Origin of the sequence: Microbacterium sp. ProA8, assembly GCF_039905635.1 — a bacterium.
Classification (GTDB): Bacteria; Actinomycetota; Actinomycetes; order Actinomycetales; family Microbacteriaceae; genus Microbacterium; species Microbacterium chionoecetis.
Genome location: NZ_CP157000.1, coordinates 439,708 through 463,257 on the forward strand (window position 1 = coordinate 439,708; position 23,550 = coordinate 463,257).

A 23,550-nucleotide genomic window follows, 5' to 3' on the forward strand; every position below is an offset into this window, starting at 1 on the left:
GTCAGCGGACCTGATCGGTGGGGCGGATGAGGATCTCATTCACCGCGACATGGTCGGGCTGGCTCAGCGCGTAGACCACTGCCTGCGCGATATCCTCCGCGGCCAGCGTCCGCATCGACTGCGCGATCTCAGCCGCGGTTGCCCGCATCGCCGGATCGGTGATGTGGCTGGTGAGCTCGGTGGAGACGAACCCGGGTTCGATCAGCGTGACGCGCACCCCGCGGCCCGTGACCTCTTGACGCAGGGCCTCGGTGAATGCCGAGATGCCGAACTTGGTCGCCGAATACGCACCGCTCCCGAGTGAAGCGATGCGACCGGACGTCGAAGACACCTGGACGATCGCGCCCCGCGCTTCGATCAGATGAGGCAGTGCTGCGTGGACCGCATACATGGAGCCCAGCAGATTGGTCTCGACCATGCTGACCCACTCGCGCGTATCCGCCCCCAGAATCATTCCGTTCTGCATGATCCCCGCGTTGTTCACGAGAGCGTCCAGACGCCCGAACCTCTCTACCGTCGCCGCGATCGCCCGGTTGACGGACTCGGGGTCGGCGACGTCGAGTTCGAGTACGACCAGCTCACCGGGCGCTTCGTCGGCGAGAGAGCGGAGTCGGTCCCGTCGTCGCGCGCCTGCGGCGACCTTCGCCCCGCCGCGTGCGAGCGCCAGGGCGGTGGCGCGCCCGATTCCCGAAGACGCGCCGGTCACCAGTACGACGCGATCGCCGAGGCTGTCACTCATCTGTTCCTCCGATACCCGTATGTCAGTGACCCGCGGGAGGGGTTCAAGGAAGCCACGATGTGGGGTTCCTATGGCCCTCCGCGAGCCGAGGGCGCACGGTCGGCGCCCAGAGCTATGACAGGGGAGGAGCGCGAGTTGTGACGGATGCCGCGTGCTGTCGGGGGAACGGTCGAGCGGAGAGTGCCGTCAGGCTGCAGCGGTGGCAGCGCGATGCGGCCCGTCGGGGTTCACGGTCCGGGGCGCTCGTCGGCTGCCGGCGTGTTGGCGGCGTTCGCGACGATCGACATGAGTGTCACAACGGCGAGGGATCCCCGGTCTTCCTTGCAGGCTCACCATGAACCGGTCGAGCTCTCGCACCGCCCACCCGTCACGAGACAGAAGGAACCGACATGTTCGACCACACTCTGCAGCCGGAGGCCCAGGCGTTCGCCGACCTCACCTCGGCCCCACCGTTCCTCGCCGATCTCGGCGTCGAAGGTGCTCGCAAACTCCTCGACGACGTGCAGGCTGCACCCGTCGACAAACCCGACATCGAGGAGGAGTGGCTTACCGTGCCGGCGGCCGTCGGCGATGTCCGTGTTCGCATCGTGAAGCCGATCGGTGCGAGCGGCCCGCTCCCGGCCGTGCTCTTCGTCCACGGGGGAGGCTGGGTCCTCGGCAACGCCGGCACTCACGACCGTCTCGTTCGCGAGATCGCGACGGGAGTGGACGCTGCCGTGGTGTTCGTCGAGTACGACCGGTCGCCCGAGGCGCGGCATCCCGTCGCCATCGAGCAGGCCTACGCCGTCGCGCAGTGGATCACGCGGGACGGCGCCGCGAAGGGGCTGGATGCCGCGCGCCTGGCCATCGCCGGAGATTCCGTCGGCGGCAACATGGCGGCCGTCGTCGCGATCCTCGCCAAGCGACGCGGGGATGTGACCTTCATCCACCAGTCGCTGTACTACCCCGTCACCGACTCCGCCATGGACACCGGCAGCTACCGCGAGTTCGCGGAGGGCTTCCACCTGCGCGCCGACGCGATGGCCTGGTTCTGGGACTGTTACCTTCCCGACGCCGAGGCGCGCAAGGACGTCACCGCCTCACCGCTGCAGGGTTCGGTCGACGATCTGGCCGGGTTGCCCGAGACCTTCCTCATCGTGGACGAGAACGACGTCCTCCGCGATGAGGGCGAAGCCTACGGACGCAAGCTCATCGCGGCGGGGGTGCGCACCACCCTTGTCCGCTATGACGCCACCATCCACGACTTCATGATGCTCAACCCGCTGCGCCCGTCGGCGGCAACCACCGCCGCGGTGGAGCAGGCCGTCGTCATCCTGCGCAAGGCCTTCGATCCCGCGCGGGCCGTTCTCACCCCGGCCAAGGCCACCGCCCTCGCCTGATCCACCCACACCGAGAAAACACGAGAAGGAAGCAGATCATGACAAACCAGAAGCCCACCATCGTCCTCGTTCACGGCGCCTTCGCCGAGTCCGCGTCCTGGAACGGCGTCATCGCCCGCCTGCACGAGCACGGAGTCCACGCGATCGCGGTGGCCAACCCGCTGCGCAGCCTCGCGAGCGACGCCGCGTACGTCCGTGATGTCATCGCCTCGGTGGACGGGCCGGTCGTCCTCGTCGGCCACTCCTACGCCGGGATGATCATCACGCAGGCCGCCGCGGACAGCAGCAACGTCGTCGGCCTCGTGTATGTCAACGCCTTCGTGCCCGAGACCGGGCAGAGCGCGTTCGACCTCTCCACGAGCGCGCCCGGCAGCACGCTGGGCGACACGCTCGCGGCGTATCCCGTCGCGACGGGTGGCAACGAGTTCGTGATCCGTCCGGAGCTGTTCCACGACCAGTTCGCGGCGGATGTCCCTGAGGATGTCACCGACATCATGGCGGCGACGCAGCGCCCGGTGACCCAGGCTGCCCTGTCGGAAGCACTCGCCACTGACCGGCCGGCGTGGAAGCACATCCCGTCCTGGCATGTGTTCGGCGATCAGGACCGCAACATCCCCGTCGCCGTCCTCCGCGCCGGCGCAGCACGGGCCTCCTCCCGCGGCACCACCGAGATCGCCGGCGCCTCGCACGCGACATCGGTTTCGAACCCCGAAGCCGTGGCCGCCACCATCGCAGAAGCAGGCAAAGCCTACGTCGCGTCATCCGCGCAGACCGCCGCATAGCCCGTCCTGATCTGTTGATGCCCCGGGACCGATCGGGTCCCGGGGCATCGGCGACTGTGCGGGTCGCCGAGGCCCCACCAGGGGTGCGGCGCTCCCGCTGATCTGGGAGCGGTCCCAATTCTTCTCGACAGGCGATCGGTTCGTCGGGCACTCTTGGCCTACCAGCACCGACGACGTGCTCCGGGACGGAGGGAACCCGTGGATACAGAGGCGGCCGAAGAGGTCTCTACGGTCGTCCCGCTTCTGGGAAGGTCCCATGATGCCCAGTTGATCCGGGGACTGATCACGGCTGCGCGCAATGGGACAAGCGGTGCCCTCATCCTTCGCGGCGACCCCGGTATCGGCAAGACGACTCTTCTCCGGAGTGCGACGCAGTCCATCAGCGGCGCCACGGTGCTTCGCGTGACGGGCTTTCATGCCGAGTCAGCACTGCCGTACGCAGGTTTGCAGCGACTGGGCATGCCCTTGCAGTCTCTGCTCGGTGAGATCCCGAGAAGGCAGCGTGAGGCGCTGGAAGTGCATCCGGTGTCGCCGACGGTCCGCCACCGGACCGCTACCTCGTGGGTCTCGGAGTGCTCTCGCTGCTCGCAGCCGCCGGCCTGAAGCAACCTGTCGTCTGTGTCATCGACGACGCGCACCAGCTCGACCGGGAGTCGCTGGAGGTGCTGGCCTTCGTCGCTCGACGGCTGCAGGCGGAGTCCGCCGTGCTGCTGTTCTCGGCGCGCGACGATGACTCCTTCGACCTGATCACCGCGGGAATTCCGAGCCATCGACTGCGCGGACTGGATTCGTTGTCGGCGGTGCAACTCCTCCGGGAATCGACGACGGGAGCCTTCGATCCCTACCTGGCGACGCAGATCGCGGAGCAGACGGGCGGGAACCCGCTGGCGATGGTCGATCTCGCGCACGAGTTCACGATTCAGCAGCTGACGGATGCCTCGCTGGTAGAGCAGCCCTTTCCCATCGGAAGGCGACTCGAGCTGCACTACATCCGCGAACTGCGGGCGCAGCCGATGAGCGTGCAGAAGTGGTTGCTGCTGGCCGCGGCGGAGCCGACGGGCTCGACGGATCTGATCGAGGGCGCCGCCCGCCATCTGGGCTTGGATGCTGACGGTGCCGGCGCAGTCGAGGGCTCCGGTTTCGTCCGCGTGGACCGCAGGGCGGTGCGCTTCAGGCACCCGCTGGTGCGGTCCGCCGTGTACGGAGCGTTCCCTGCGGCCGAGAGACGCGGAGTGCACGATGCGCTCGCGCGCTCGGCGGCAGAGCGTGGTCTGTGGGACGTCGAGGCGCAGCACTCCGCGGCCGCCGCCACCGGCACGGACGATGGGGTCGCGGCCAGACTGGAGGCGGCCGCGGACCGGGCGGCGACGCGGGGCGGTCTCTCTTCACGCGCCAACCTTCTTGCGCGAGCCGCAGAGCTCACCTCGACGGCGGGTGTGCGGAGCGACCGCCGGATCGCGGCGGCCGAGTCCGCGGCGGGGGCGGGAGCCGCACAGTTCGCGATCTCACTGCTCGACGAACTGGAGGACGACGCGCTCGACGGGATCGGGCGGGGGCGGGCGGTCAGCCTGCGGGCGATGCTCGCTGTCTTCCTGGGCGATCCAGGTGGCGTGCTGCGCTCATCCGCCGACCTGCTCGCAGCAGCCGACGCGTTCCACGGCCTCGCCCCTGGACTCGAGCAACGCACACTCATCCGTGCATTCGAGTTCGCTCTCACCACCGAGTGGATGATGCAGGACGTCTCGCTGGAAGAGCTGGGGCAGCGTCTCCACGAGGGGGCGAAGGTGCAGGAGGGCCCACTCGCGATCGCGCTGCGCGCGCTGAGCGCGCACATCCTGTTGCCGTACGACCAGGCGGTGCCCCTGATGCGCGCCGCCGTCGAGATGCTGCAGGCGGCCGACGATGCCGCGCTCCTGGAGCTGGGGGTGTTCGGCGTCGCGCTGACGATGGGGCTCTGGGACGAGCGTGCCTGCGCCGAACTGCTGGAACGCACGGCTCGCATCGCGCGGGACAACGGCTCTTTGAGGATGCTCGACACGGCGCTCTGGGTGCTCAGCATCCTCGAGCTGGTGCGAGGAAATCCGACCGCCGCCGGTCGCTATATCGAACAGGTGCGCGAACTGCGTCGCGCGATCGGCTATGCCGCCGAGCAGGTGGTCAACGCCTCGTACCTGGCGTGGGTCGGTGCACCCCGGGCGCAGGTCGAGGCGATCGCGGAGGCGATCATCGGCACCGGCTTCGGGGGAGCCTGGACGATCGCGATGACGGGACTGAGCGTGCGGGATGTCGCCGAGGGCCATTACGTGGACGGGTATGCGCGACTCAAGCCCATGGTGGAGCGTCCCTTTCTGCAGGTCACCTACCAGCAGTGGCCGGACTACGTCGAGGCTGCGATGCGCAGCGGCCATGCCGAGGTGGCTGCCGTGGCGGCGCGACAGCTGCGCCATCACGCCGAGGTCAGTGGCACACCCTGGATCCGAGGTCTGGCCGACCGCAGCGACGCCCTGCTTGCGACGGATCCGGTAGCCGAAGCGCTGTTCCTCTCGGCCATCGCCTGGCTGGAACAGAGCACGGCCATCGGCGACCTCGGCCGCGCCCACCTGCTGTACGGGGAGTGGCTCCGCCGTATGAAACGCCGGAGGGATGCCCGAGAGCAACTGAGGACGGCGCTCTCCATCTTCGAAGATGCCGGCGCCCCCGCGTTCGCGGCCCGAGCGCGGTCGGAACTGGCGGCCACCGGGGAGCAATCACCCCGGACGGAGGTCTCCGGGGTGGCCTCGCTGACTCCGCGCGAGGCCACGATCGCCAGCATGGCAGCTGCCGGCAACACGAATCAGGAGATCAGCTCCACTCTTTTCATCAGCACGAACACCGTCGACTACCACCTCCGAAAGGTGTTCAGGAAGCTCGGCGTGAGCTCCCGCCGCCAACTCGCCGACACTCTCGGCCCAGGCGCCTCGTAGGCACGACTACGAGAACCACGTGGTTCGCTCGCAGCGCCGTCCCGGCACGATCGGTGGCATCACCCACCTTTCCGCAGGGAGGCCACGATGCCATTCGTCACCACTGAAGACGGCGCCCAGATCTTCTACAAGGACTGGGGCGCCGACGGCTCGCCGGTGATCCTCAGCCATGGCTGGCCACTGAACGCCGACGCGTGGGATGCCGCAGCCCGCTTCCTCGCAGAGAACGGCCACCGCGCCATCGCCCACGACCGGCGTGGGCACGGCCGTTCCAGCCAGACGTGGCACGGCAACGAGATGGACACGTACGCCGACGACCTCGCCTGTCTCGTCGAGAACCTCGACCTCACCGACGTCACCCTCGTCGGGCACTCCACCGGTGGGGGCGAGATCGTCCGGTACATCGGCCGCCACGGCACCGCCCGCATCGCCAAGCTGGTGCTGGTCTCCGCCGTGCCACCGCTGATGCTTCAGACCGAAGACAACCCGGCAGGGCTGCCGATCGCCGTATTCGACGGGATTCGCGCCGGCGAGGCATCCGATCGTTCACAGCTCTATCGCGATCTCGCGGACGGTCCGTTCTTCGGCAACAACCGCAACAACGACATCTCGCAAGGTGTGCGCGATGCGTTCTGGTTGCAGTCGATGGCCTGTGGGCACCGGGCAGCCTACGAATGCATCGCCGCCTTCTCCGCCACCGACTTCCGCGACGACCTGGGCAAGGTCGACGTCCCGACGCTGGTGATCCACGGCGATGACGACCAGATCGTCCCGTTCGAGGTGGGCGGCAAGCGCTCCGCCGACGTGATCGCGGGTGCCACGTTGACCGTGTACGAAGGCGGCGCCCACGGGCTGCCCGACACCGACCGTGACCGCCTGCACGCAGACCTGCTCCGATTCATCCGCGCGTGAAACGAACCCGAAGGCGAGAACCCATGAACGACAAGCCCCCCATCGTCCTCGTCCACGGACTGTGGATGACTCCCTCCAGCTGGGACACCTGGGGCAACCGGTACCGCGATCAGGGCCATGAGGTCATCGTGCCGGGATGGCCGGGGATCGGCGATCGGACTCCGCAGGACGTGCGCGCCAATCCCACGGCACTGGAGGGTCGCACGATCACCGAGATCGTCGACTCCTATGACCGCATCATCCGCGCCCTGCCGGAACCTCCCATCATCATGGGCCACTCCTTCGGGGGCATCTTCATCCAGATGCTGCTGGATCGCGGGCTCGGTCTCGCCGGAGTGGGCGTCGAACCCGGGCAGCCCGCCGGCGTGCTCGCACTGCCATGGTCCACGCTTCGGACCGGCCTCCCGATTCTCGCCAACCCGTTCCGCATCAACAAGGCGAGCAGGTTCTCCCGGCGACACTTCCACTACACGTTCGGCAACGACCTCACCCGCGCCGAATCCGATGCGGAGTGGGAGGCGAGTGCCGTCAACTCCGTGAACCGGGTGTTCTTCGAGGGCGTGCTGTCGCTGCCCAAGAAGAAGACCGGCATCACCAAGGTCGACTTCCACAAGCCCGGCCGGGCCCCACTGCTGCTGATCTCCGGCGGCATCGACCACGTCGCACCACCGGCCATACAGAAGGCCACCCTCCGGAAGTACCAGTCCGGGCCGTCGCTCGTCGAACGGATCGAGTTCCCGGGACGCACCCACCGGATCGTCAGTCAGGACGGCTGGGAAGAGGTCGCAGACTACGCACTCCAGTGGGCACTCACCCACTCCGCCGCCGTGAAGCCCGACACGGCGACGAACCGTTAGCGCGATCCGCACGATCATCCGCCGACTGCCCGACGGCTGAACCGTCGAGGTCGAGATCCACCACCCGCACAACGAAAGGCAACATCATGCGCAAGCCCACCCGCAGAGGCATCGCGGCACTCGCTGTCGCCGCTGCACTCTCGCTCGCCGCACTCGGGGGTGCAGCGTTCCCCGCCGCCGCGTCGAGCGCATCGCAGACGCAGACTGCGAAGAACCTGCCGGCCCCGGCGATCAAGCCCACGATCGTCTTCGTGCACGGCGCGTTCGCCGACTCCAGTGGCTGGAGCCTCGTCGCGGCGGGTCTCCAGGCCAAGGGATACCCGGTCATCTCGTTCTCGAACCCGCTGCGCGGCCCGCAACACGACGGCGAGTATCTGCGACAGTTCCTCAGCACCATCAGCGGCCCCGTCGTCCTCGTCGGCCACTCGTACGGCGGAGCTGTGATCAGCAACGGCGCCACCGGCAACCCGAACGTCAAGTCGCTCGTCTACATCGCCGCCTACGCGCTCGCCGAAGGGGAGTCGGTTCAGGCTGCCAACGCACTGGGGGGAGGCCACACCGACGTCATCGACCATCTGGTCCTCCGGCCCTTCCCCGGAGCGACCGCCGGAGACGCCGACGCCTACATCGACCCCGAATTCTTCCCGCAGCTTTTCGCGCAGGACATCCCCAAGTCGGTCGCTCAGAGCATGGCCGGCTCCCAGCGGCCCGGCGCTCTCGCTTCGCTCGTCGTGCCTTCCGGCCCCGCGGCGTGGGAGACCATCCCGAGCTGGTACATGGTCGCCAAGAACGACCGGATCATCCCGCCCGAAGCCGAGCGTGCCATGGCCGCCCGCGCCAACGCCACCACGGTCGAGGTGAACAGCTCGCACGTCCCCATGATCAGCCAGCCCCAGAAGGTGATCTCGCTGATCATCGACGCCTCCAAGTAGCGGAATGGATGCTGGTCGCCGCGAGCCGTTGCGACCAGCATCCGTCCGCTCGCCAAGGCTGCCTCCGATGCGCCCGCGACTGCGGGCAGTCGGGGGCTGGGCTGCATCCGGCCTGCGACTCGGGTCTACGACACCTGGGTCCAATGACGCACGATGTCGTCGCGTTCGACGAGGAACCGATCATCCTCGGGGTAGTAGACGGCGGTGTCGATGTCCGCGCCCGCGAAGCCCGTGATCGCCTCCAGGCTCTCCCAGCGCGAGACCGTCACGATCTCGGTGGTGCCGTCGCCGAGGTCGCGCGTCAGCATCCATGCATCGAGGTTGCCGGGCGTCTCGCGATATTCCGTCATGCCGGTGCGCTCGATGTAGGCGACGTACTCGTCGACATCCTCACTCCGCACACTGCCGCGCCACATCCGGACGATGCTCCTCTGCCCAGTCATGCCGCTATTGTGCGCGGAATCCGGATGCCGCGCACCCGGGTGGTCCGACAGGTACCACGCGAATCCCGCCAGCCGTCGGCACACCTCGCCCCGCTGAACGATCGCTAGCGGCGCTTCCGCAGCAGCTCGAGGTCGTGGATGTCCGCGGAGCGAAGCTCGTACCCCTCGCGGAAGCGCAGCTGCTGGGCGACGGAGAGGCAAGGGATCACCGAGCCGTCGATCGTGCCCGTGGCGAATCCGTCCGACGCGTAGTGGAAGCTGTCGCCGCCCAGACCCGCCTGCTCTCCGCTGCCGTCTTCGGCGAATGCCACGGGATGCACGTCGACGGCTTGACCGTCGGGGGCCGTGAGTTCCAGACGAGAAGGCGCCCAGTCGATCGTCACGACGAAACTCCGGTCTCCGAGCAGTTCGAGAAGCCCCGGCAGGTCCTGCGTATCCACCGCCACGTCCATGTCGCCGTGCGCTCTCGTCTGACGTCCCACGATGGCATCCACGGCCCAGCCGCCGGCCAGCCACACTCTCAGCTCCGCGGCCGCGAACGCCCGAAACAGATCGACGACCTGGCTGCTCTCCACGGCTCTAGCTTCTCGCACCATCCGTCACTGCGTGCCTGCCCGTGCGCATGCCGGCCGGCCGGGGTCGAGGTCCCACCCCCTGAGCGTCATGATCGTCGCGCGGAGACGGAGGGTGTGCGCTGCAAGCGGGCGAAGACCCAGCTGGTGAACCACGCCAGCAGGAGCACTGCGACGATGATCAGTCCGAACGAATCGAGGTTCGTCGCGGCGATGGCTTCCACGGGGGCCCAGCGCACGCCGGCCGCGTCGACGAGCACGCCGCACAGGCCGACGGTGCCGACGGTGAAGGCGACAGCGACGGAGATCGAGATGAGCGTGGCGTTGTACCGGCTCCGCCGTTCGGGATGGTCCGCTGACCAGCGGTAGATCCTCGCCGTGATGATGCTGTTGAGCCCGTCGCACATCACCATGCCGGCCGTGAACAGCAGGGGCAGCACCATCGCCGCGTACCAGGGCATCACGATGCCCGCGCCGCCCGCGATCAGGAGCAGCGCGATCGTTGATGCCGTGTCGAATCCGAGGCCGAAGAGCAGGCCGACGACGAACATCCTCCAGGGGGCATCCAGCGTCGCGGACGTCCGCGCGATGAGCGCCGAGACCACCCCGCCGGTCACCGGGCGGTGACCGTCGCCGGCAGCGCCGCGCCGCTCGCGGCCGAAGAGGCGGATGAGGATCGTGAGGTTCACCGCGGCCAGGGCCAGCAGGAACAGGCTCGAAAACGTCGGTCCCCAGACTCCGGTGAAGATCGTCAGGGGCGACTCGTCGACGCCGATCTGCGACGTCAACGCGCCGACTCCGGCTGTGACGAGACCGACGGCGACCAGCACCACGGTGGAATGTCCGAGCGCGAACCACAGACCGACGCTCGAGGGATCCTGTCCGTCCGCGACGAGCTTGCGGCTGGTGTTGTCGATCGCGGCGATGTGATCCGCATCGAAGGCGTGACGCATGCCCAGCACGAAAGCCGTCAGGGCGAGGCCGATCCCGAACGTCGTGGTACCCGCCTGATAGTCGCCGGGCAGCACCACACCGGCGAAGAGCGCCCAGCCGACGATGAGCAGTACAGCGATCGTGATCAGCACGCGTCGTGCTGTCGGGGTCACGCGGTTCATCTGTGCTCCGTTCCGGGTGGGATTCGATGGCGGTGGATCAGGATGCCGGCTGCCGGCCGGCCGCTCAGAAGACCGCCGCCGGCCGCGGCTCGAGCAGGACGGCGCCCATGCCCGCGCCCTCGAACGGGCTCTGGTGAAGCGCCTCGCCCAGATAGCGCAGCATCGCGCCCCCGCGTTCGAAGTCCAGGCGCGCTGCACCCGGGACGTCGGCGAGGCCGGAGCGGTCGCCGAGGGCGAGGATGCTGTCCACGATGCGGTCCGTTCCGAGCACGCCCGGCACGGGCTCCGCCCCGTTGACCTCGAGCCTGTCCCGCAGAATCGGCCCGATGGCATCCGCGGCATCCGTCTCGGTCGTGACACGGCCCCCGCGTTCCCCGGAGCGGCCGAGCACCAGCGTCTCGCGCAGCGTCGCCGACGAGTCGGCAGCGAGTCTGACCGTGAGCGATCGCGTCAGATGACCGGCATCCGTGATCACCGTCGGAAGCCCCTGCCAGCCGAGGTGCGCCCCTTCGGCCAGATCGATGCGAGCGTGCCAGTGAGACGGCTCTCCCGTCTCGCCGGGCCGGCCGTATACGACGAGGCCACCGACGTCGACGAGGCGCAGCGTGCATCCCTCACCGACGCTGATCTCGATGCGCACGGCGTCGCCGGGCAGGAGCATGGCGCGCCCGGCGACCAGCGCCACCTCGACGGAGCGTCCCTCCCGCCGGACCAGCCGGGGGATGACGAAGTCGCCCGCGAGCACGCACGACACGCGCTCGCCGCGTGGCGAGACGTCGACGACGGTGGCGCTCACGGGTGGGCGTGAGCGGCGTGGCTGTGTGCGCCCTCGCCCGGCCCTCCGGCGTGCGCGTCCGCCCCCTCTTCGTGGGTGTGCAGGTAGCCGTTGCCCTCCTCGTCGGCGTGGAAGTGCGGCGCCATGGGCCCCGGATCCTGGGGCACGTGCACGCCGGATCGGTGCGCGGCGAGTACGGCGAGCACCCACCGGCGCAGCTCGGCCACCGACAGCGCATCGGTGCGCGAGAGGGCGAGCACCGGCCGCCCGTCGCGCGCGTCGGTGGCGTCGGCGACCATCTGCGGGACGTCCACCCCTACGTAGGGCGCGAGGTCCGTCTTGTTCACCACCAGCAGGTCGGCGCGGCCGATCCCGGGTCCGCCCTTGCGGGCGACATCTCCGCCGCCGGCCACGTCGAGCACGAAGATCTGCGCGTCGACCAGCGCCGGCGAGAAGGTGGCGGTCAAGTTGTCGCCCCCCGACTCGATCACCACCATGTCCAGCGGTGCGAACATCCGCTCCAGGTCTTCGGCCGCGAACAGGTTCGCGGTGACGTCGTCGCGGATCGCCGTATGCGGGCACGCGCCGGTCTCGACGGCGACGATGCGCTCGGGCTCGAGCACGCCGGCCGACCGGAGGAAGCGGGCATCCTCATCGGTGTAGATGTCGTTGGTGATGACGCCGATGCGGATCTCGTCGGCGAGCGCGCGGCAGATCGTCGCGATGAGGGACGACTTGCCGGTGCCGACGGGGCCGGCGACGCCGAGGCGCAGAGCGCGGGATGCGGGGGAATCAGGCACGGAAGAGCCTCCTGGTGGATCGGGCGTGGGCCTCCGCCCACGCTTCGGATTGAGGTGCGGTGAGCGCCGGGATGTCGGCGGGGTCGGTGATGGTGGAGATCTCGCTCACGCGGTCTTCGACACCGCTGCAGAGCTCGACGACCAGCGTGACGAGGTCGAGGGGATCGCACGGCTCGAGCTTGAGCACAGCGGCGGCGGCCGCCTGCATGTCCTCGTACACGACGAGTCGCGCGAGCTCCAGCGGCGACAGGGCGAGCCCTGCGCCGATGACGCCCAGCACGCACGGTCGCGGGGGCGGTGTCGGTCGGCGCCGCCACGCGGCGAGGGCCTCGTCTCCGGGCAGCAGCGCCCCGCCGACACGCAGGTAGCCGCGCGCGAGCACCCGTGCGGCATCCCGCTGCGCCCGGCTGGGGGTGCGTGCCGCCCACGCGGCCTCGACGGCATCGAGGTCGCCGCCCTCGAGCCGCGCATGGCGCGCGACCACAGCAGTGCCCGCCTCGACGAGCGTGGTGGTGGAGGCTCTGCCGCGCAGCAGTGCCGGAAGATCGGCAGGGCGCACTCCCGCCGTCACCGCCGGTTCCACCCCGGCCGAATGCGTGTGACCGCCCGACGGCAGGCGCGCGTCGGCCAGGAGCATGGCGGCGGTGGAAGCGGCGAGCGTCGGCATCAGAACAGCTGGTAGAGCTGGGCGAGCGGCAACCGCGCTGCGGGTGCCGGCTCGACGCGGTCGCCGTCGATGGTGATGTCGAAGGTGTCGGGCTGGATGTCGATCCGGGGGAGCGCGTCGTTGTTGCGCATGTCGGCCTTGCCCACCCCCCGCGTCGACGCCAGCGGCAGCAGGCGGCGCGTGAGCCCCAGCCGCTCCTCGATCCCCGCGTCCAGTGCCGCCGGCGCGACGAACGACACCGAGAGCGAGCCGCCGATCGCGTCCGCGAACGACGGGCGCATCAGCACCGGCTGCGGCGTCGGAATCGAGGCGTTCGGATCGCCGAGCGCCCCCCACACGAGCCCGCCGCCCTTGATGACGACGCTGGGGCGGAATCCGAAGAAGCGCGGGTCCCAGAGCACGAGGTCGGCCAGCTTGCCGACCTCGATCGAACCGACCTCGCCGTCGATGCCATGCGCGATCGCGGGGTTGACGGTGTACTTGGCCACGTACCGGCGGGCGCGCTCGTTGTCGGCGGGCAGCCCTCCGCCGAGAGGGCCGCGACGAGCCTTCATCACGTGGGCGACCTGCCAGGTGCGCGTCACCACTTCGCCGATGCGGCCCATCGCCTGGGCGTCGGAGGATGTGATCGAGATGGCGCCCATGTCGTGGAGGATGTCTTCCGCGGCGATGGTGGTCGCCCGGATGCGGGACTCGGCGAACGCGAGATCCTCGGGCACTCCGGGGTTGAGGTGGTGGCAGACCATCAGCATGTCGAGATGCTCGGCGACCGTGTTCACCGTGTGCGGCAGGGTCGGGTTCGTCGAACCGGGGATGACGTACGGCAGGCTCGCGATCGACAGGATGTCGGGGGCGTGGCCGCCGCCCGCTCCTTCGACATGGAAGGCGTGGATGCTGCGCCCCGCGATCGCCGAGATCGTCGACTCGACGAACCCGGCCTCGTTGAGCGAGTCGCTGTGCAGGGCGACCTGCAGGCCCCACTCCTCGGCCGCGCGGAGGCTGGCATCGATCGCCGCCGGCGTGGAGCCCCAGTCTTCGTGCACCTTGTAGCCGGCGGCGCCGGCGAGCGCCTGCTCCTCGAACGCCGCGGCCGAGACGGTGTTGCCCTTGCCGAGCAGCAGCACGTTCACCGGGAGCGCGTCGAGCGACCGGTGCATCTGCTCGAGATGCCAGGCGCCCGGGGTCACGGTCGTCGCCTTCGAGCCCTCCGACGGCCCCGTCCCGCCACCGACGATCGTCGTGACGCCGGTCGCCAGCGCCTCGTGGATCTGCGAGGGCGAGAGAAGATGGACGTGGGAATCGATCGCCCCCGCGGTGAGGATCTTGCCTTCGCCCGAGATCACATCGGTCGACGGTCCGATGACGAGCCGGGGGTCGACGCCGTCGGCGATGTCGGGGTTGCCCGCGCGGCCGATGCCGGCGATGCGGCCGTCACGGATGCCGACATCGGCGCGGACGACGCCCCACCAGTCGAGGATCACCGCGTTGGTGATGACCGTGTCGAGCGCTCCGTCGGCCCGCGACAGGGTGCTCTGCGCCATGGACTCGCGGATCGACTTGCCGCCGCCGAAGATCGCCTCCTCGCCGCCGACGGTGAGGTCGTCCTCGAGTTCGATCCACAGATCGGTGTCGCCGAGGCGTACCTGGTCGCCGGTGGTCGGGCCGTAGATCCGCGCGTACCGCTCCCGGTCGATGCGCACCATCAGCGGGCTCCCTCGGTCGAGCGCCGCTGGATGCCGGGAACCCGTCGGTGTCCGCGCAGGGTCACCGCGGCGACGCGCTTGGACGCGCCGGGCTCGAACCGCTCGGACGTCCCCGAGGGGATGTCCAGCCGGAACCCCTCGGCCGCGGAGCGGTCGAACTCGAGCGCCGCGTTCACGTCGGGCAGGTGGATGTGCGAGCCGATCTGCACGGGCCGATCGCCGGTGTTGAGGATCACGAGCTCGAGGCGCTCGTCGTCGGCGCGATCCGCGTTGAGTTCGAGCCATCCGGGCCGGACCCGGATGGCGCCGGGTCCGGATGCTGATCCTGATGCCATGGCAGTCCTCAATCGATCGGGTGGTGAAGGGTGACGAGCTTGCGCCCGTCGGGGAACGTCGCCTCGACCTGCACGTCCGCGAGCATGTCGGCCACGCCGTCCATCACATCGCCGCGGCTGAGGACGGCGCGGCCCTCGGTCATCAGCTGGGCCACTTCCGCGCCGTCGCGAGCGCGCTCGATCACCCAGGTGGACAGCAGCGCGACGGCTTCGGGGTGGTTGAGCTTGACCCCGCGCTCCTTCCGGTCCCGCGCCACCATTCCCGCGACCGCCAGCAGCAGCTTCTCCGTGTCTGCAGGAGACAGGTGCATCCGAGCTCCGTCCGTCGTCGATCCGGGCGAACCGCCGCATCTGCTGCCGGTTCGCTGACACCGACTGCGACCTCTGCGCCGCCGCCAGGTGTCAGAAGTCTGCCATCAACTTTCACCGGCTGCGCGCGCGCTGATCCGGATGATGAGCGGTACTCGCCCGTGTTTCCTGGCCGGAACGCGCAATCGGCCGGGCGACTGTTTACACGCCCGATATATGCGAGCAATGGCAATGTAATGCCGTAGCCCCATCGTGGGAGCACCCACAGCAGTCGACGGATTCCTGCCGTCGGCGAGGAGAGGGCCGGATCGCCGTGAGTGTGACGATCCGCCCGACAAGCACCACGAGCAATGCCTGACCCGGCGAGCCGGCGCATCCAGACGGATCCGCCTCGCGGGCGGTTCGTGCGCCGGTCGCCCGCCGTTCCGCAACTCGCACCCTGCATTCACGAAACGGAGCACAGCATGATCACAACGAGCAGGAAGCGCCTCAGGGCGATCCTGGCAGCGGGGGCGCTCGCGACGAGCGCCGCGCTGGTTCTCTCCGGCTGCGGCAGTCGCGCCGGCGACGCCGCCCCGGCCGAATCGGAGTCGGCCGCAGCCAGCTGCGTCGACACCTCCGGCGACACCATCAAGCTCGGCTTCCTGAACTCCCTCACCGGGGGAATGGCCATCTCGGAGAAGACGGTGTCCAACGTCCTGCACATGGCGGCGGACGAGATCAACGCCGACGGCGGCATCCTCGGCAAGCAGATCGAGTACGTCCAGGAGGACGGCGCCACCGACTGGCCGACCTTCGCCGAGAAGACGGAGAAGCTGCTCACCCAGGACTGCGTCGCCGCGATCTTCGGCGGCTGGACCTCGTCCTCGCGCAAGGCCGTCAAGCCGGTCGTCGAGGAGCACAACGGACTGTTCTTCTACCCCGTGCAGTACGAGGGCCTCGAGTCGTCGCCCAACATTTACTACACGGGCGCGACGACCAACCAGCAGATCATCCCGGCGATGGACTTCCTCGCGGCCCAGGGGGTCGAGAAGCTGTTCCTGGCGGGTTCGGACTACGTCTTCCCGCGCACGGCGAACGCCATCATCAAGCTGTACGCCGCTGAGCTCGGCATCGAGATCGTCGGTGAGGAGTACGTGCCGCTCGACAAGGACGACTGGACCACACAGGTGGCGAAGATCGTCGAGGCCGAGCCCGACTTCGTCTTCAACACCATCAACGGGTCTTCGAACGTCGGCTTCGTGAAGGCCTACTACGAGGCGGGCCTCACCCCCGAGACCACCCCGATCATCTCGGTGTCGATCGCCGAGGAAGAGGCGCCGGCGATGGGGCACGAGGTCACCGGCAACTACGCATCGTGGAACTACTTCCAGTCGCTCGACACACCGAACAACCCGGCGTTCATCGAGGCCTGGAAGGCCTACCCGGGCAGCAGCGGTGTGACGTCCGACCCGATGGAGGCCGCGTACATCTCGATGTACCTCTACAAGGAGCTGGTCGAGAAGGCGGGATCCTTCGATGTCGACGCGGTGAACGAAGCCGCCGCGGAAGGCGGGATCACCGTGGACGCGCCGGAGGGCGTCGTCACGCTCGACGGTGAGAGCCATCACATCTCGAAGCCGGGTCACATCGGCAAGATCAACGCCGAGAACCAGTTCGACATCGTCTGGGAGTCCGACGAGTTCATCGAACCCGACCCGTACCTCTACGGCTACGACTGGTTCCCCGAGGACATCCGCAAGTCGCTCGTCGCCGCCGCGGGCTGAGCCTGCACTGACGCGGGGTCCCGTGCCCCTCACGGCACGGGACCCCGCGCACCGTCCTCACATCTCGATCCGCACAGAAGGGAGACCGCACATGGATGCACTCATACCGCCGCTGCTGAACGGCACCGCACTGGGTGCGCTGCTGCTGCTGGCCGCCCTCGGCCTCACGCTCACCTTCGGTCAGATGGGGGTGATCAACATGGCGCACGGCGAGTTCATCATGGCCGGAGCCTTCGTCGCCTACCTGACCCAGCTCGTCATCCCCGACAGCAACATCTCCATCCCGGTGGCGCTGCCCCTGGCCTTCCTCATCGCCGGCCTCCTCGGGCTGCTGCTGGAGGTGAGCATCATCCAGTGGATGTATCGCAGACCTCTCGACACCCTGCTCGTCACGGTCGGCGTGGCGCTGATCCTGCAGCAGGCCGCGCTCCAGATCTTCCCCGCCCAGGGCGTCCCGGTGGAGAACCCCGGGTGGCTCCAGGGCCAGATCGACGTCTTCGGCTACGCGTGGCCCCTCCGCCAGGCGTTCACCATCGCACTCGCGGGAGTCTGCGTCGCGATCCTGGCCGCCTGGCTCAAGTTCACGTCCTTCGGTCGCCGCATCCGTGCGACCGTCCAGAATCGCGACCTCGCCGAGACGGTCGGCATCCGCACCCGCCGGGTCGACCGTCTCACGTTCTTCGTCGGGTCGGGGCTTGCCGGGGTGGCCGGCGTGGCAGCCTCCCTCATCGGCGGCACGAACTCCCAGATGGGCGTCCAGTACATCATTCCGGCGTTCCTGGTGGTGGTCGTCGGCGGCATCGGGCAGATCAAGGGCACCGTCATCGCGGCACTGGGCATCGGGATCGCCATGGCGCTCTTCGCCGACTGGACGACGGGCAGCCTCGCACAGGTGCTCGCCTTCATCCTGGTCGTGATCTTCCTGCAGATCCGCCCCCAGGGCCTGTTCACCGTCCGCACGAGGGGGCTCGCATGACCATGCTCACCAAGATGAAGCCGTGGGCGTCCCTCATCGGCATCGGCGTGTTCGCGATCCTGCTGCTCGCCGTCGCTCCGGCGGTGCTGTCGATGCACTGGGTCGGCAACCTCGGCAAGTACTGCGCGTGGGCGATCGTGGCCGTCGGCATCGGCCTCGCCTGGGGACGCGGCGGCATGCTCGTGATGGGTCAGGGCGTCTTCTTCGGGCTCGGTGCGTACGCGATGGCGATGCATCTCACCCTGGAGTCGTCGGGACCTGGTGCGACGCCGACGTTCATGATCCTGTACGACCCGCTCGCGCCGGTTCCCGTGTTCTGGGAGCCGTTCCGCAGCGAGTGGTTCACAGTGCTGGCGATCGTCCTGCTACCGGTGATCGTGGCGGGCGTGCTGGGCTACGCGCTCTTCAAACGCCGGGTGAAGGGCGCGTACTTCGCGATCCTCACCCAGGCGCTCGCGGTGGCGCTCGCCGTCTTCATCAGCTCGACGATCCGCGAGACCGGCGGCGACACAGGACTGAGCGGCTTCAAGTACTTCTTCGGGTACGTCCTGAACGACGACGCGAACAAGATGATGATCTACATGATCACGGCTGGGCTCCTCATCGTGTGCATGCTGGTGGCGTGGCAGCTGTATCGCAGCCGGTTCGGTGAGCTGCTGCTCGCGACGCGGGATGCCGAGGACCGCGTCCGCTTCCTCGGCTACGACCCCGCGAACATCAAGCTCGTCGCCTTCGTCATCGCGGCGGTGATGGCCAGCATCGGCGGGGCCATGTTCGTCCCGCTCGTCGGCATCATCACTCCGCAAGAGATCGGGGCCTCGGCATCCATCCTGATGATCGCCGGCGTGGCACTGGGAGGCCGGGCCTCCCTCTTCGGCCCGGTGCTGGGTGCGATGGCGATCGGGTGGGGACAGTCGAGCCTCGCCTCGAGCTGGCCCGAGGGATGGATCTACATCCTCGGCCTGGTGTTCATCCTGGTGACCCTCTTCCTGCCGAACGGATTGTCCTCGCTGTTCGGCAGGATGAAGACCGTCGTGGTGCGCGGCAGGGCCGAAAAGCCCGTGCTGCGAGCGCGCGCTGAGCCGGAGGTGTCGGCATGAGCGCTGAGGGAGCGGCCGGTGCGGCCACCCGATCGGGCGAGCTGCTGGCGCCGGAGCCCGAGACATCCGTGAACGTGTCCAATCTCACGGTGACCTTCGACGGGTTCAAGGCCGTCGACGACGTCAGCCTGCTGATGCTCAAGGGCCAGGTGCACTTCCTGATCGGCCCGAACGGTGCGGGGAAGACGACGCTCGTCGACGCGCTGACCGGACTTGTCCCGTCGACGGGGACAGCGGTCTACAACGGCATGAACCTGCTGTCGATGAAGACGAACAAGATCATCCGGGCGGGAGTCGGCCGCACGTTCCAGACCGCGGCCGTCTTCGACGAGCTCTCGGTGCTGCAGAATCTCGACATCGCCGGCGGGCTGCACCGCAAGGCGTGGGGGCTTCCGCTCATCCGCCGCGGGGTTCCCGACTACGTCGAGTCGGCGCTGGAGACGATCGGACTGAGCGACCTGCGAGACAAGCCGGCCGGCATCCTCGCCCACGGCCAGAAGCAGTGGCTCGAGATCGGGATGCTGCTCGTGCAGGACGCGCAGGTGATGTTCCTCGATGAACCCGTCGCCGGCATGAACGCCGACGAGCGGGACGAGACCGGACAGCTGCTGCGTCGCATCGGCGACGAGCGCACCATCATCGTCATCGAGCACGACATGGACTTCGTGCGCAGCTACGCCGAATGGGTGACCGTGATGCACACCGGCAAGCTGCTGACCGCGGGCACGGTCGAGCAGGTTCAGGCCGACAAGCGCGTCCAGGAGGTCTACCTCGGATCGGCTGCCGATGCGGCCGCGGAAGGCGAAGGAGGTCACTGATGCTCGAGATCACAGGGGTCACGGCCGGGTACGGCCGCACCAAGGTGCTCCACGATGTCACGGTGCGCATTCCGCAGGGGCAGGCTGTCTCGGTCATGGGGCACAACGGCGCCGGCAAGACGTCGCTCCTCCGCGTCGCCACCGGACTGATCCCGGTGATGACCGGTCGCGTCCTCATCGACGGCGAGGACGTCACACGGATGCCGCCCTCCAAGCGGGTGCAGAGAGGGCTCGGCTACGTCCCGCAGGGGCAGCAGTCGTTCCCGCAGATGACGACGCTCGAGAACCTGCAGCTGGTGGCGAGGCGCCAGTCCGACATCGACGAGGTGTTCGACCTCTTCCCGGTTCTCAAGGAGCTGCTGGGCCGGCGTGCCGGTCTGCTCTCCGGAGGTCAGCGACAGCAGCTCGCGATCGCGCGCACGCTGCTCACCAAGCCCAAGCTTCTTGTGCTGGACGAGCCGACGGAGGGCATCCAGCCGAACATCGTCGCCGACATCGAGCGCGTCATCATCGACCTCACCCGGCGCGGCGACCTGTCCGTGCTCCTCGTCGAGCAGCACGTCGGATTCGCACTGCGTTCCACCGACACCTTCTACGTGCTGCAGTCCGGCCGGATCACCATGACGGGCGACGGGGGAGCGGCCGCCATCGACACCGTGCGCCACGCGATGGCGATCTGATCCAGATCGATTCGCTGCGGCAACGCGGACGAAACACGCCTCCGGCATGATCCAGACATCGTGGACGTGCGGGAGGTGACAATGGTGGCACCCGGCGTGAGGGCCGTGGAACGTGGCGGGGACGCGCGCGCCGCCGCCGAAGACAGCCTCGAGGACTACGCCTTCCGGTACGTGCCGCGCTCGTTCCGTCGCTGGAGCGCACTGTCGGTCGGGGGCACCGCTCTCGGCTCGATCGCCTTCCTCGCTGACTTCTCGATCGGCGCGGCGATCGGCCTCGAGCATGGCACGACGAACGCCGTGCTCGGCATCCTGCTCGCCTCCGTGATCATCTTCCTGGTCGGTTTCCCGGTCGCGTTCTACGCCGCGCGCTACAACCTGGACCTCGACCTCATCGCTCGCGGCTCGGGATTCGGCTACTACGGCTCGATCATCACGACCGTGGTGTTCGCCGGCTTCACCTGCATCTTCTTCGCGCTCGAAGGCGCGATCATGGCTCAGGGCCTGGAGGTGGCCGTCGGCATTCCGCTGCCGCTCGGCTACGTGATCTCCACCGTGGTTGTCATCCCCATCGTCATCTTCGGCATGCGCGCCCTGGAGCGGCTGCAGTTCTGGACGACGCCCCTCTGGCTCGCTCTGGCGCTCGTCCCGCTCATCTGGGTCGTGTTCACTCAGCCCGACGCGGTGACCGAGTTCCTGGAGTTCACCGGCGCCTCCGACGGCTCGGTCAGCTTCAGCGCCGTCGTCGCGAGCGCCGCGGTGTGCTTCGCCTTGACGCCGCAGCTCGCCGAGCAGATCGACTACATCCGGGTGATGCCGCCACGGACCGCGGCCAACTCGACGTCGTGGTGGGCGGCCTTCGTCTTCAGCGGACCGGGCTGGGTGATCTTCAGCGGGACGAAGCAGGTGATCGGGCTCTTCCTCGCCGTCTACCTGGTGACGAAGGTCGACCCGTCCCTCACCGACCGCGCCGTGGAACCCGTGAAGCAGTTCCTCGGCATGTACCGCTCGCTGCTGCCGGACTGGGTGGCTCTCGCGCTCGCGCTGATCCTCATCGTCATCGCGCAGGTCAAGATCAACGTGACGAACGCGTACTCCGGCTCGCTCGCCTGGTCGAACGTCTACACGCGGGTCAAGAAGCGCTACCCCGGCCGCACCGTCTTCGTGCTCTTCAATCTCGTGATCGCCCTCGCCCTCATGCTGCTCGACGTCTTCAGCCTCATCTCGTTCGTGCTGAGCCTGTACGCGAACGTCGTGATGGCCTGGCTCGTCACCATCTCGGCCGACATCGCGATCAACAAGCACCTGCTCGGCCTCTCGCCGCGGTTCCCCGAGTTCCGTCGCGGGATGCTCCACGACTGGAATCCGGTCGGGCTCGTCTCGGTCGGGCTGGCGTCTCTGCTCTCGCTGCTGTGCTTCGCGGGGATGTTCGGCCCGGAGATGAAGCCGTTCTCCGTCCTCATCGCGATCGCGGTCGCCGCCATCGCCACACCCCTGATGGCGATTCTCACGCGCGGCCGGTACTACCTCAGACGTGCCTCCGACGGCATCCCGACCCCGATCCTCGATGGCGACGGCAACCCGTCGGGCGACCGGCTGCGCTGCCATGTCACCGGCTATACCTTCGAGCGGCCGGATATGCTGGCCTCGGCCGAACCGGGGCCGCGAGGTGAGGTGCAGTTCGTCTCCTCTCTGGCGCTGGCGCTGGACGAATCCGACCGGTACGTCCTGCCGCCGGAGCCGGCGGTGCCCGATCGGTATGGACGGGGAAGGATGCTGTGATGGATGAGGCCGTAGACACCCCGTCTGCGATCCTCTCGAGCGCCGCACTGCTGCTGCGCCAGCGCACGTTCGAGGACATCTCGTACCTCGAACTCGCCGAGATCGCCGATGTCTCCGAGCGGACGATCTACCGGCGATTCCCGACCAGGTCCCACCTGCTGGAAGCGCTCGGACGCTGGATCGAGGCGGAGCACTTCCCGGTCGCGGAGTTCCGCACCGGGGCCGAGTTCCGCGAAGTCGTCCGCCTGAGGTTGCGCGCGTACGAGGCCGAGCCGGCATACGCGTTCGTCGCGGCACGGGGTGCGGCACTCTCGCCGATCGGCGGGGAATCGGCCGGCCCTCTCACCGACGCCATCGTGGCGATGCTCGAGTCGGCAGCGCCGGACCTCAACCGGCGCGACGCCCAGCGGGTGACCGCGACCCTGCGGTACTTCGCATCTGCGCTGTTCTGGGCGCGCATGCGGACCGGGTTCGAGATGAGCGCGGACGAGGCCTTCGACGTGTTCGACCTCGCCGCGGACCGGATCCTCCCCGTCGCGGTCAAGGCGAAGAGGACGGCGTAGTGGCGGCGCACGCGCCGGCATCCGAGCTCTCCGCGACGCAGGCGTCGATCCTCTCCGCCTACGCGGAACTCATCGAGGAGGTCGGCACCGATGACGTCTCCTTCCGCGTGATCGCGCTGCGCGCGGGGGTCGGCGAGCGCACCGTCTTCCGCTACTACCCGACACGTGCGGACCTCCTGCTCGCGACGTCGACGTGGATCGAGCGAACGATCTTCACCCGCGCGGAGTCCGGCTCGATCTTCGACGTCCCGCTCGCGATCCGCGAGGCGATGGAGGCATACGAACGGCGCCCCGAACTGGCCCACGTGGTCGCCGAGACCGCGATGCGCGGGGTGAACGGCGCCGATCCGTCGCCGCAGCGCGCAGAGTTCGACGCCCTGCTGCTCCGGGAGGTCCCGTCGCTCGGCGACGAGGAGCGCCGCGCCGTCGTCGCGGCACTGTGCCACCTCGACTCCTCGGCGACCTGGGTGACGATGAGGCGAGAGCTCGACATGAGCGGTCGTGACATCGCCGACGCAGCGGGCTGGGCCGCGGAGGCGATCCTGGATCCGATCCGCGATCGCGGCAGTGAGCCCCAAGACTGAC

The 23,550-nt window shown here is 68.6% G+C and carries 25 protein-coding genes; 15 read left to right on the plus strand and 10 right to left on the minus strand.

The genetic code is table 11. The features are described 5' to 3' along the window. Window position 1: 1 nt before the first annotated feature. Complete coding sequence (locus ABG085_RS01955) at window positions 2-739, minus strand: SDR family NAD(P)-dependent oxidoreductase (RefSeq protein ID WP_347977765.1); 738 nt, start codon at window positions 737-739, stop codon at window positions 2-4. Between the two features lie 389 nt (window positions 740-1,128). Between ABG085_RS01955 and ABG085_RS01960 the strand changes: the two genes are divergently transcribed. The 7 genes from ABG085_RS01960 to ABG085_RS01990 all read left to right on the plus strand — a co-directional run bounded on the left by ABG085_RS01960 (window position 1,129) and on the right by ABG085_RS01990 (window position 8,564). Further along, window positions 1,129-2,118: an alpha/beta hydrolase gene (locus tag ABG085_RS01960; RefSeq protein ID WP_347977766.1), complete on the plus strand. Its 990-nt coding sequence runs from the start codon at window positions 1,129-1,131 to the stop codon at window positions 2,116-2,118. A gap of 38 nt (window positions 2,119-2,156) precedes the next feature. Further along, window positions 2,157-2,900 (plus strand): alpha/beta hydrolase, encoded by a 744-nt coding sequence (locus tag ABG085_RS01965; protein WP_347977767.1) that lies wholly within the window; start codon window positions 2,157-2,159, stop codon window positions 2,898-2,900. Between the two features lie 198 nt (window positions 2,901-3,098). Then, window positions 3,099-3,503, plus strand: coding sequence for an ATP-binding protein (locus ABG085_RS01970; RefSeq protein WP_347977768.1), 405 nt, complete (start codon window positions 3,099-3,101; stop codon window positions 3,501-3,503). Further along, window positions 3,461-5,863 carry a LuxR C-terminal-related transcriptional regulator gene (locus ABG085_RS01975; protein WP_347977769.1) on the plus strand — a complete coding sequence of 801 codons (2,403 nt, stop codon included), beginning with the start codon at window positions 3,461-3,463 and terminating at the stop codon, window positions 5,861-5,863. The genes ABG085_RS01970 and ABG085_RS01975 overlap by 43 nt, the downstream gene beginning before the upstream one ends. Before the next feature lie 87 nt (window positions 5,864-5,950). After that, window positions 5,951-6,775: an alpha/beta hydrolase gene (locus tag ABG085_RS01980; protein ID WP_347977770.1), complete on the plus strand. Its 825-nt coding sequence runs from the start codon at window positions 5,951-5,953 to the stop codon at window positions 6,773-6,775. A 23-nt stretch (window positions 6,776-6,798) separates the two neighbouring features. Continuing rightward, window positions 6,799-7,632, plus strand: a complete 834-nt coding sequence (locus tag ABG085_RS01985) for an alpha/beta hydrolase (RefSeq protein WP_347977771.1) — start codon at window positions 6,799-6,801, stop codon at window positions 7,630-7,632. Window positions 7,633-7,718: 86 nt separating this feature from the next. Next, entirely contained in the window at window positions 7,719-8,564 is an 846-nt protein-coding gene (locus tag ABG085_RS01990; protein WP_347977772.1) for an alpha/beta hydrolase, read from the plus strand. Between the two features lie 125 nt (window positions 8,565-8,689). Here the strand turns inward: ABG085_RS01990 and ABG085_RS01995 are convergent, their stop codons facing one another. The 9 genes from ABG085_RS01995 to ABG085_RS02035 form a co-directional block, all read right to left on the minus strand. Further along, a complete protein-coding gene (locus ABG085_RS01995; protein WP_347977773.1) occupies window positions 8,690-9,007 on the minus strand; it encodes a hypothetical protein in 318 nt (105 codons plus the stop codon). 104 nt (window positions 9,008-9,111) lie between these two features. Then, on the minus strand, window positions 9,112-9,582 hold the full coding sequence (locus ABG085_RS02000) for an amino acid transporter (protein WP_347977774.1): 471 nt from the start codon (window positions 9,580-9,582) through the stop codon (window positions 9,112-9,114). Window positions 9,583-9,668: 86 nt separating this feature from the next. Further along, window positions 9,669-10,694, minus strand: a complete 1,026-nt coding sequence (locus tag ABG085_RS02005) for a HoxN/HupN/NixA family nickel/cobalt transporter (protein ID WP_347977775.1) — start codon at window positions 10,692-10,694, stop codon at window positions 9,669-9,671. Window positions 10,695-10,758: 64 nt separating this feature from the next. Further along, on the minus strand, window positions 10,759-11,490 hold the full coding sequence (locus ABG085_RS02010; RefSeq protein WP_347977776.1) for an urease accessory protein UreD: 732 nt from the start codon (window positions 11,488-11,490) through the stop codon (window positions 10,759-10,761). Then, window positions 11,487-12,269: an urease accessory protein UreG gene (gene ureG / locus ABG085_RS02015; protein WP_347977777.1), complete on the minus strand. Its 783-nt coding sequence runs from the start codon at window positions 12,267-12,269 to the stop codon at window positions 11,487-11,489. The genes ABG085_RS02010 and ureG overlap by 4 nt, the downstream gene beginning before the upstream one ends. Further along, complete coding sequence (locus tag ABG085_RS02020) at window positions 12,262-12,936, minus strand: urease accessory UreF family protein (RefSeq protein WP_347977778.1); 675 nt, start codon at window positions 12,934-12,936, stop codon at window positions 12,262-12,264. The genes ureG and ABG085_RS02020 overlap by 8 nt, the downstream gene beginning before the upstream one ends. Beyond that, on the minus strand, window positions 12,936-14,639 hold the full coding sequence (locus tag ABG085_RS02025) for an urease subunit alpha (protein WP_347977779.1): 1,704 nt from the start codon (window positions 14,637-14,639) through the stop codon (window positions 12,936-12,938). The genes ABG085_RS02020 and ABG085_RS02025 overlap by 1 nt, the downstream gene beginning before the upstream one ends. After that, window positions 14,639-14,974 (minus strand): urease subunit beta, encoded by a 336-nt coding sequence (ureB, locus tag ABG085_RS02030; RefSeq protein ID WP_347977780.1) that lies wholly within the window; start codon window positions 14,972-14,974, stop codon window positions 14,639-14,641. The genes ABG085_RS02025 and ureB overlap by 1 nt, the downstream gene beginning before the upstream one ends. A gap of 8 nt (window positions 14,975-14,982) precedes the next feature. Continuing rightward, the gene (locus tag ABG085_RS02035) at window positions 14,983-15,285 is read right to left on the minus strand and encodes an urease subunit gamma (protein WP_347977781.1); all 303 of its coding nucleotides are present in this window, start codon (window positions 15,283-15,285) and stop codon (window positions 14,983-14,985) included. A 462-nt stretch (window positions 15,286-15,747) separates the two neighbouring features. Between ABG085_RS02035 and urtA the strand changes: the two genes are divergently transcribed. The 8 genes from urtA (at window position 15,748) to ABG085_RS02075 (ending at window position 23,549) form a co-directional block, all read left to right on the plus strand. Beyond that, window positions 15,748-17,049 (plus strand): urea ABC transporter substrate-binding protein, encoded by a 1,302-nt coding sequence (gene urtA / locus ABG085_RS02040; RefSeq protein WP_347977782.1) that lies wholly within the window; start codon window positions 15,748-15,750, stop codon window positions 17,047-17,049. Between the two features lie 91 nt (window positions 17,050-17,140). Further along, window positions 17,141-18,025: an urea ABC transporter permease subunit UrtB gene (gene urtB / locus ABG085_RS02045; RefSeq protein ID WP_347977783.1), complete on the plus strand. Its 885-nt coding sequence runs from the start codon at window positions 17,141-17,143 to the stop codon at window positions 18,023-18,025. Next, window positions 18,022-19,125: an urea ABC transporter permease subunit UrtC gene (urtC, locus tag ABG085_RS02050; protein ID WP_347977784.1), complete on the plus strand. Its 1,104-nt coding sequence runs from the start codon at window positions 18,022-18,024 to the stop codon at window positions 19,123-19,125. Before urtB ends, urtC begins: the two co-directional genes overlap by 4 nt. Continuing rightward, window positions 19,122-19,943, plus strand: a complete 822-nt coding sequence (gene urtD, locus ABG085_RS02055; protein ID WP_347977785.1) for an urea ABC transporter ATP-binding protein UrtD — start codon at window positions 19,122-19,124, stop codon at window positions 19,941-19,943. The genes urtC and urtD overlap by 4 nt, the downstream gene beginning before the upstream one ends. After that, entirely contained in the window at window positions 19,943-20,623 is a 681-nt protein-coding gene (gene urtE, locus ABG085_RS02060) for an urea ABC transporter ATP-binding subunit UrtE (protein WP_347977786.1), read from the plus strand. The genes urtD and urtE overlap by 1 nt, the downstream gene beginning before the upstream one ends. A gap of 81 nt (window positions 20,624-20,704) precedes the next feature. Beyond that, the gene (locus tag ABG085_RS02065; protein WP_347977787.1) at window positions 20,705-22,402 is read left to right on the plus strand and encodes a cytosine permease; all 1,698 of its coding nucleotides are present in this window, start codon (window positions 20,705-20,707) and stop codon (window positions 22,400-22,402) included. Next, complete coding sequence (locus ABG085_RS02070; RefSeq protein ID WP_347977788.1) at window positions 22,402-22,965, plus strand: TetR family transcriptional regulator; 564 nt, start codon at window positions 22,402-22,404, stop codon at window positions 22,963-22,965. Before ABG085_RS02065 ends, ABG085_RS02070 begins: the two co-directional genes overlap by 1 nt. Further along, entirely contained in the window at window positions 22,965-23,549 is a 585-nt protein-coding gene (locus tag ABG085_RS02075; protein WP_347977789.1) for a helix-turn-helix domain-containing protein, read from the plus strand. Before ABG085_RS02070 ends, ABG085_RS02075 begins: the two co-directional genes overlap by 1 nt. The last annotated feature ends 1 nt before the right edge of the window (window position 23,550 follow it).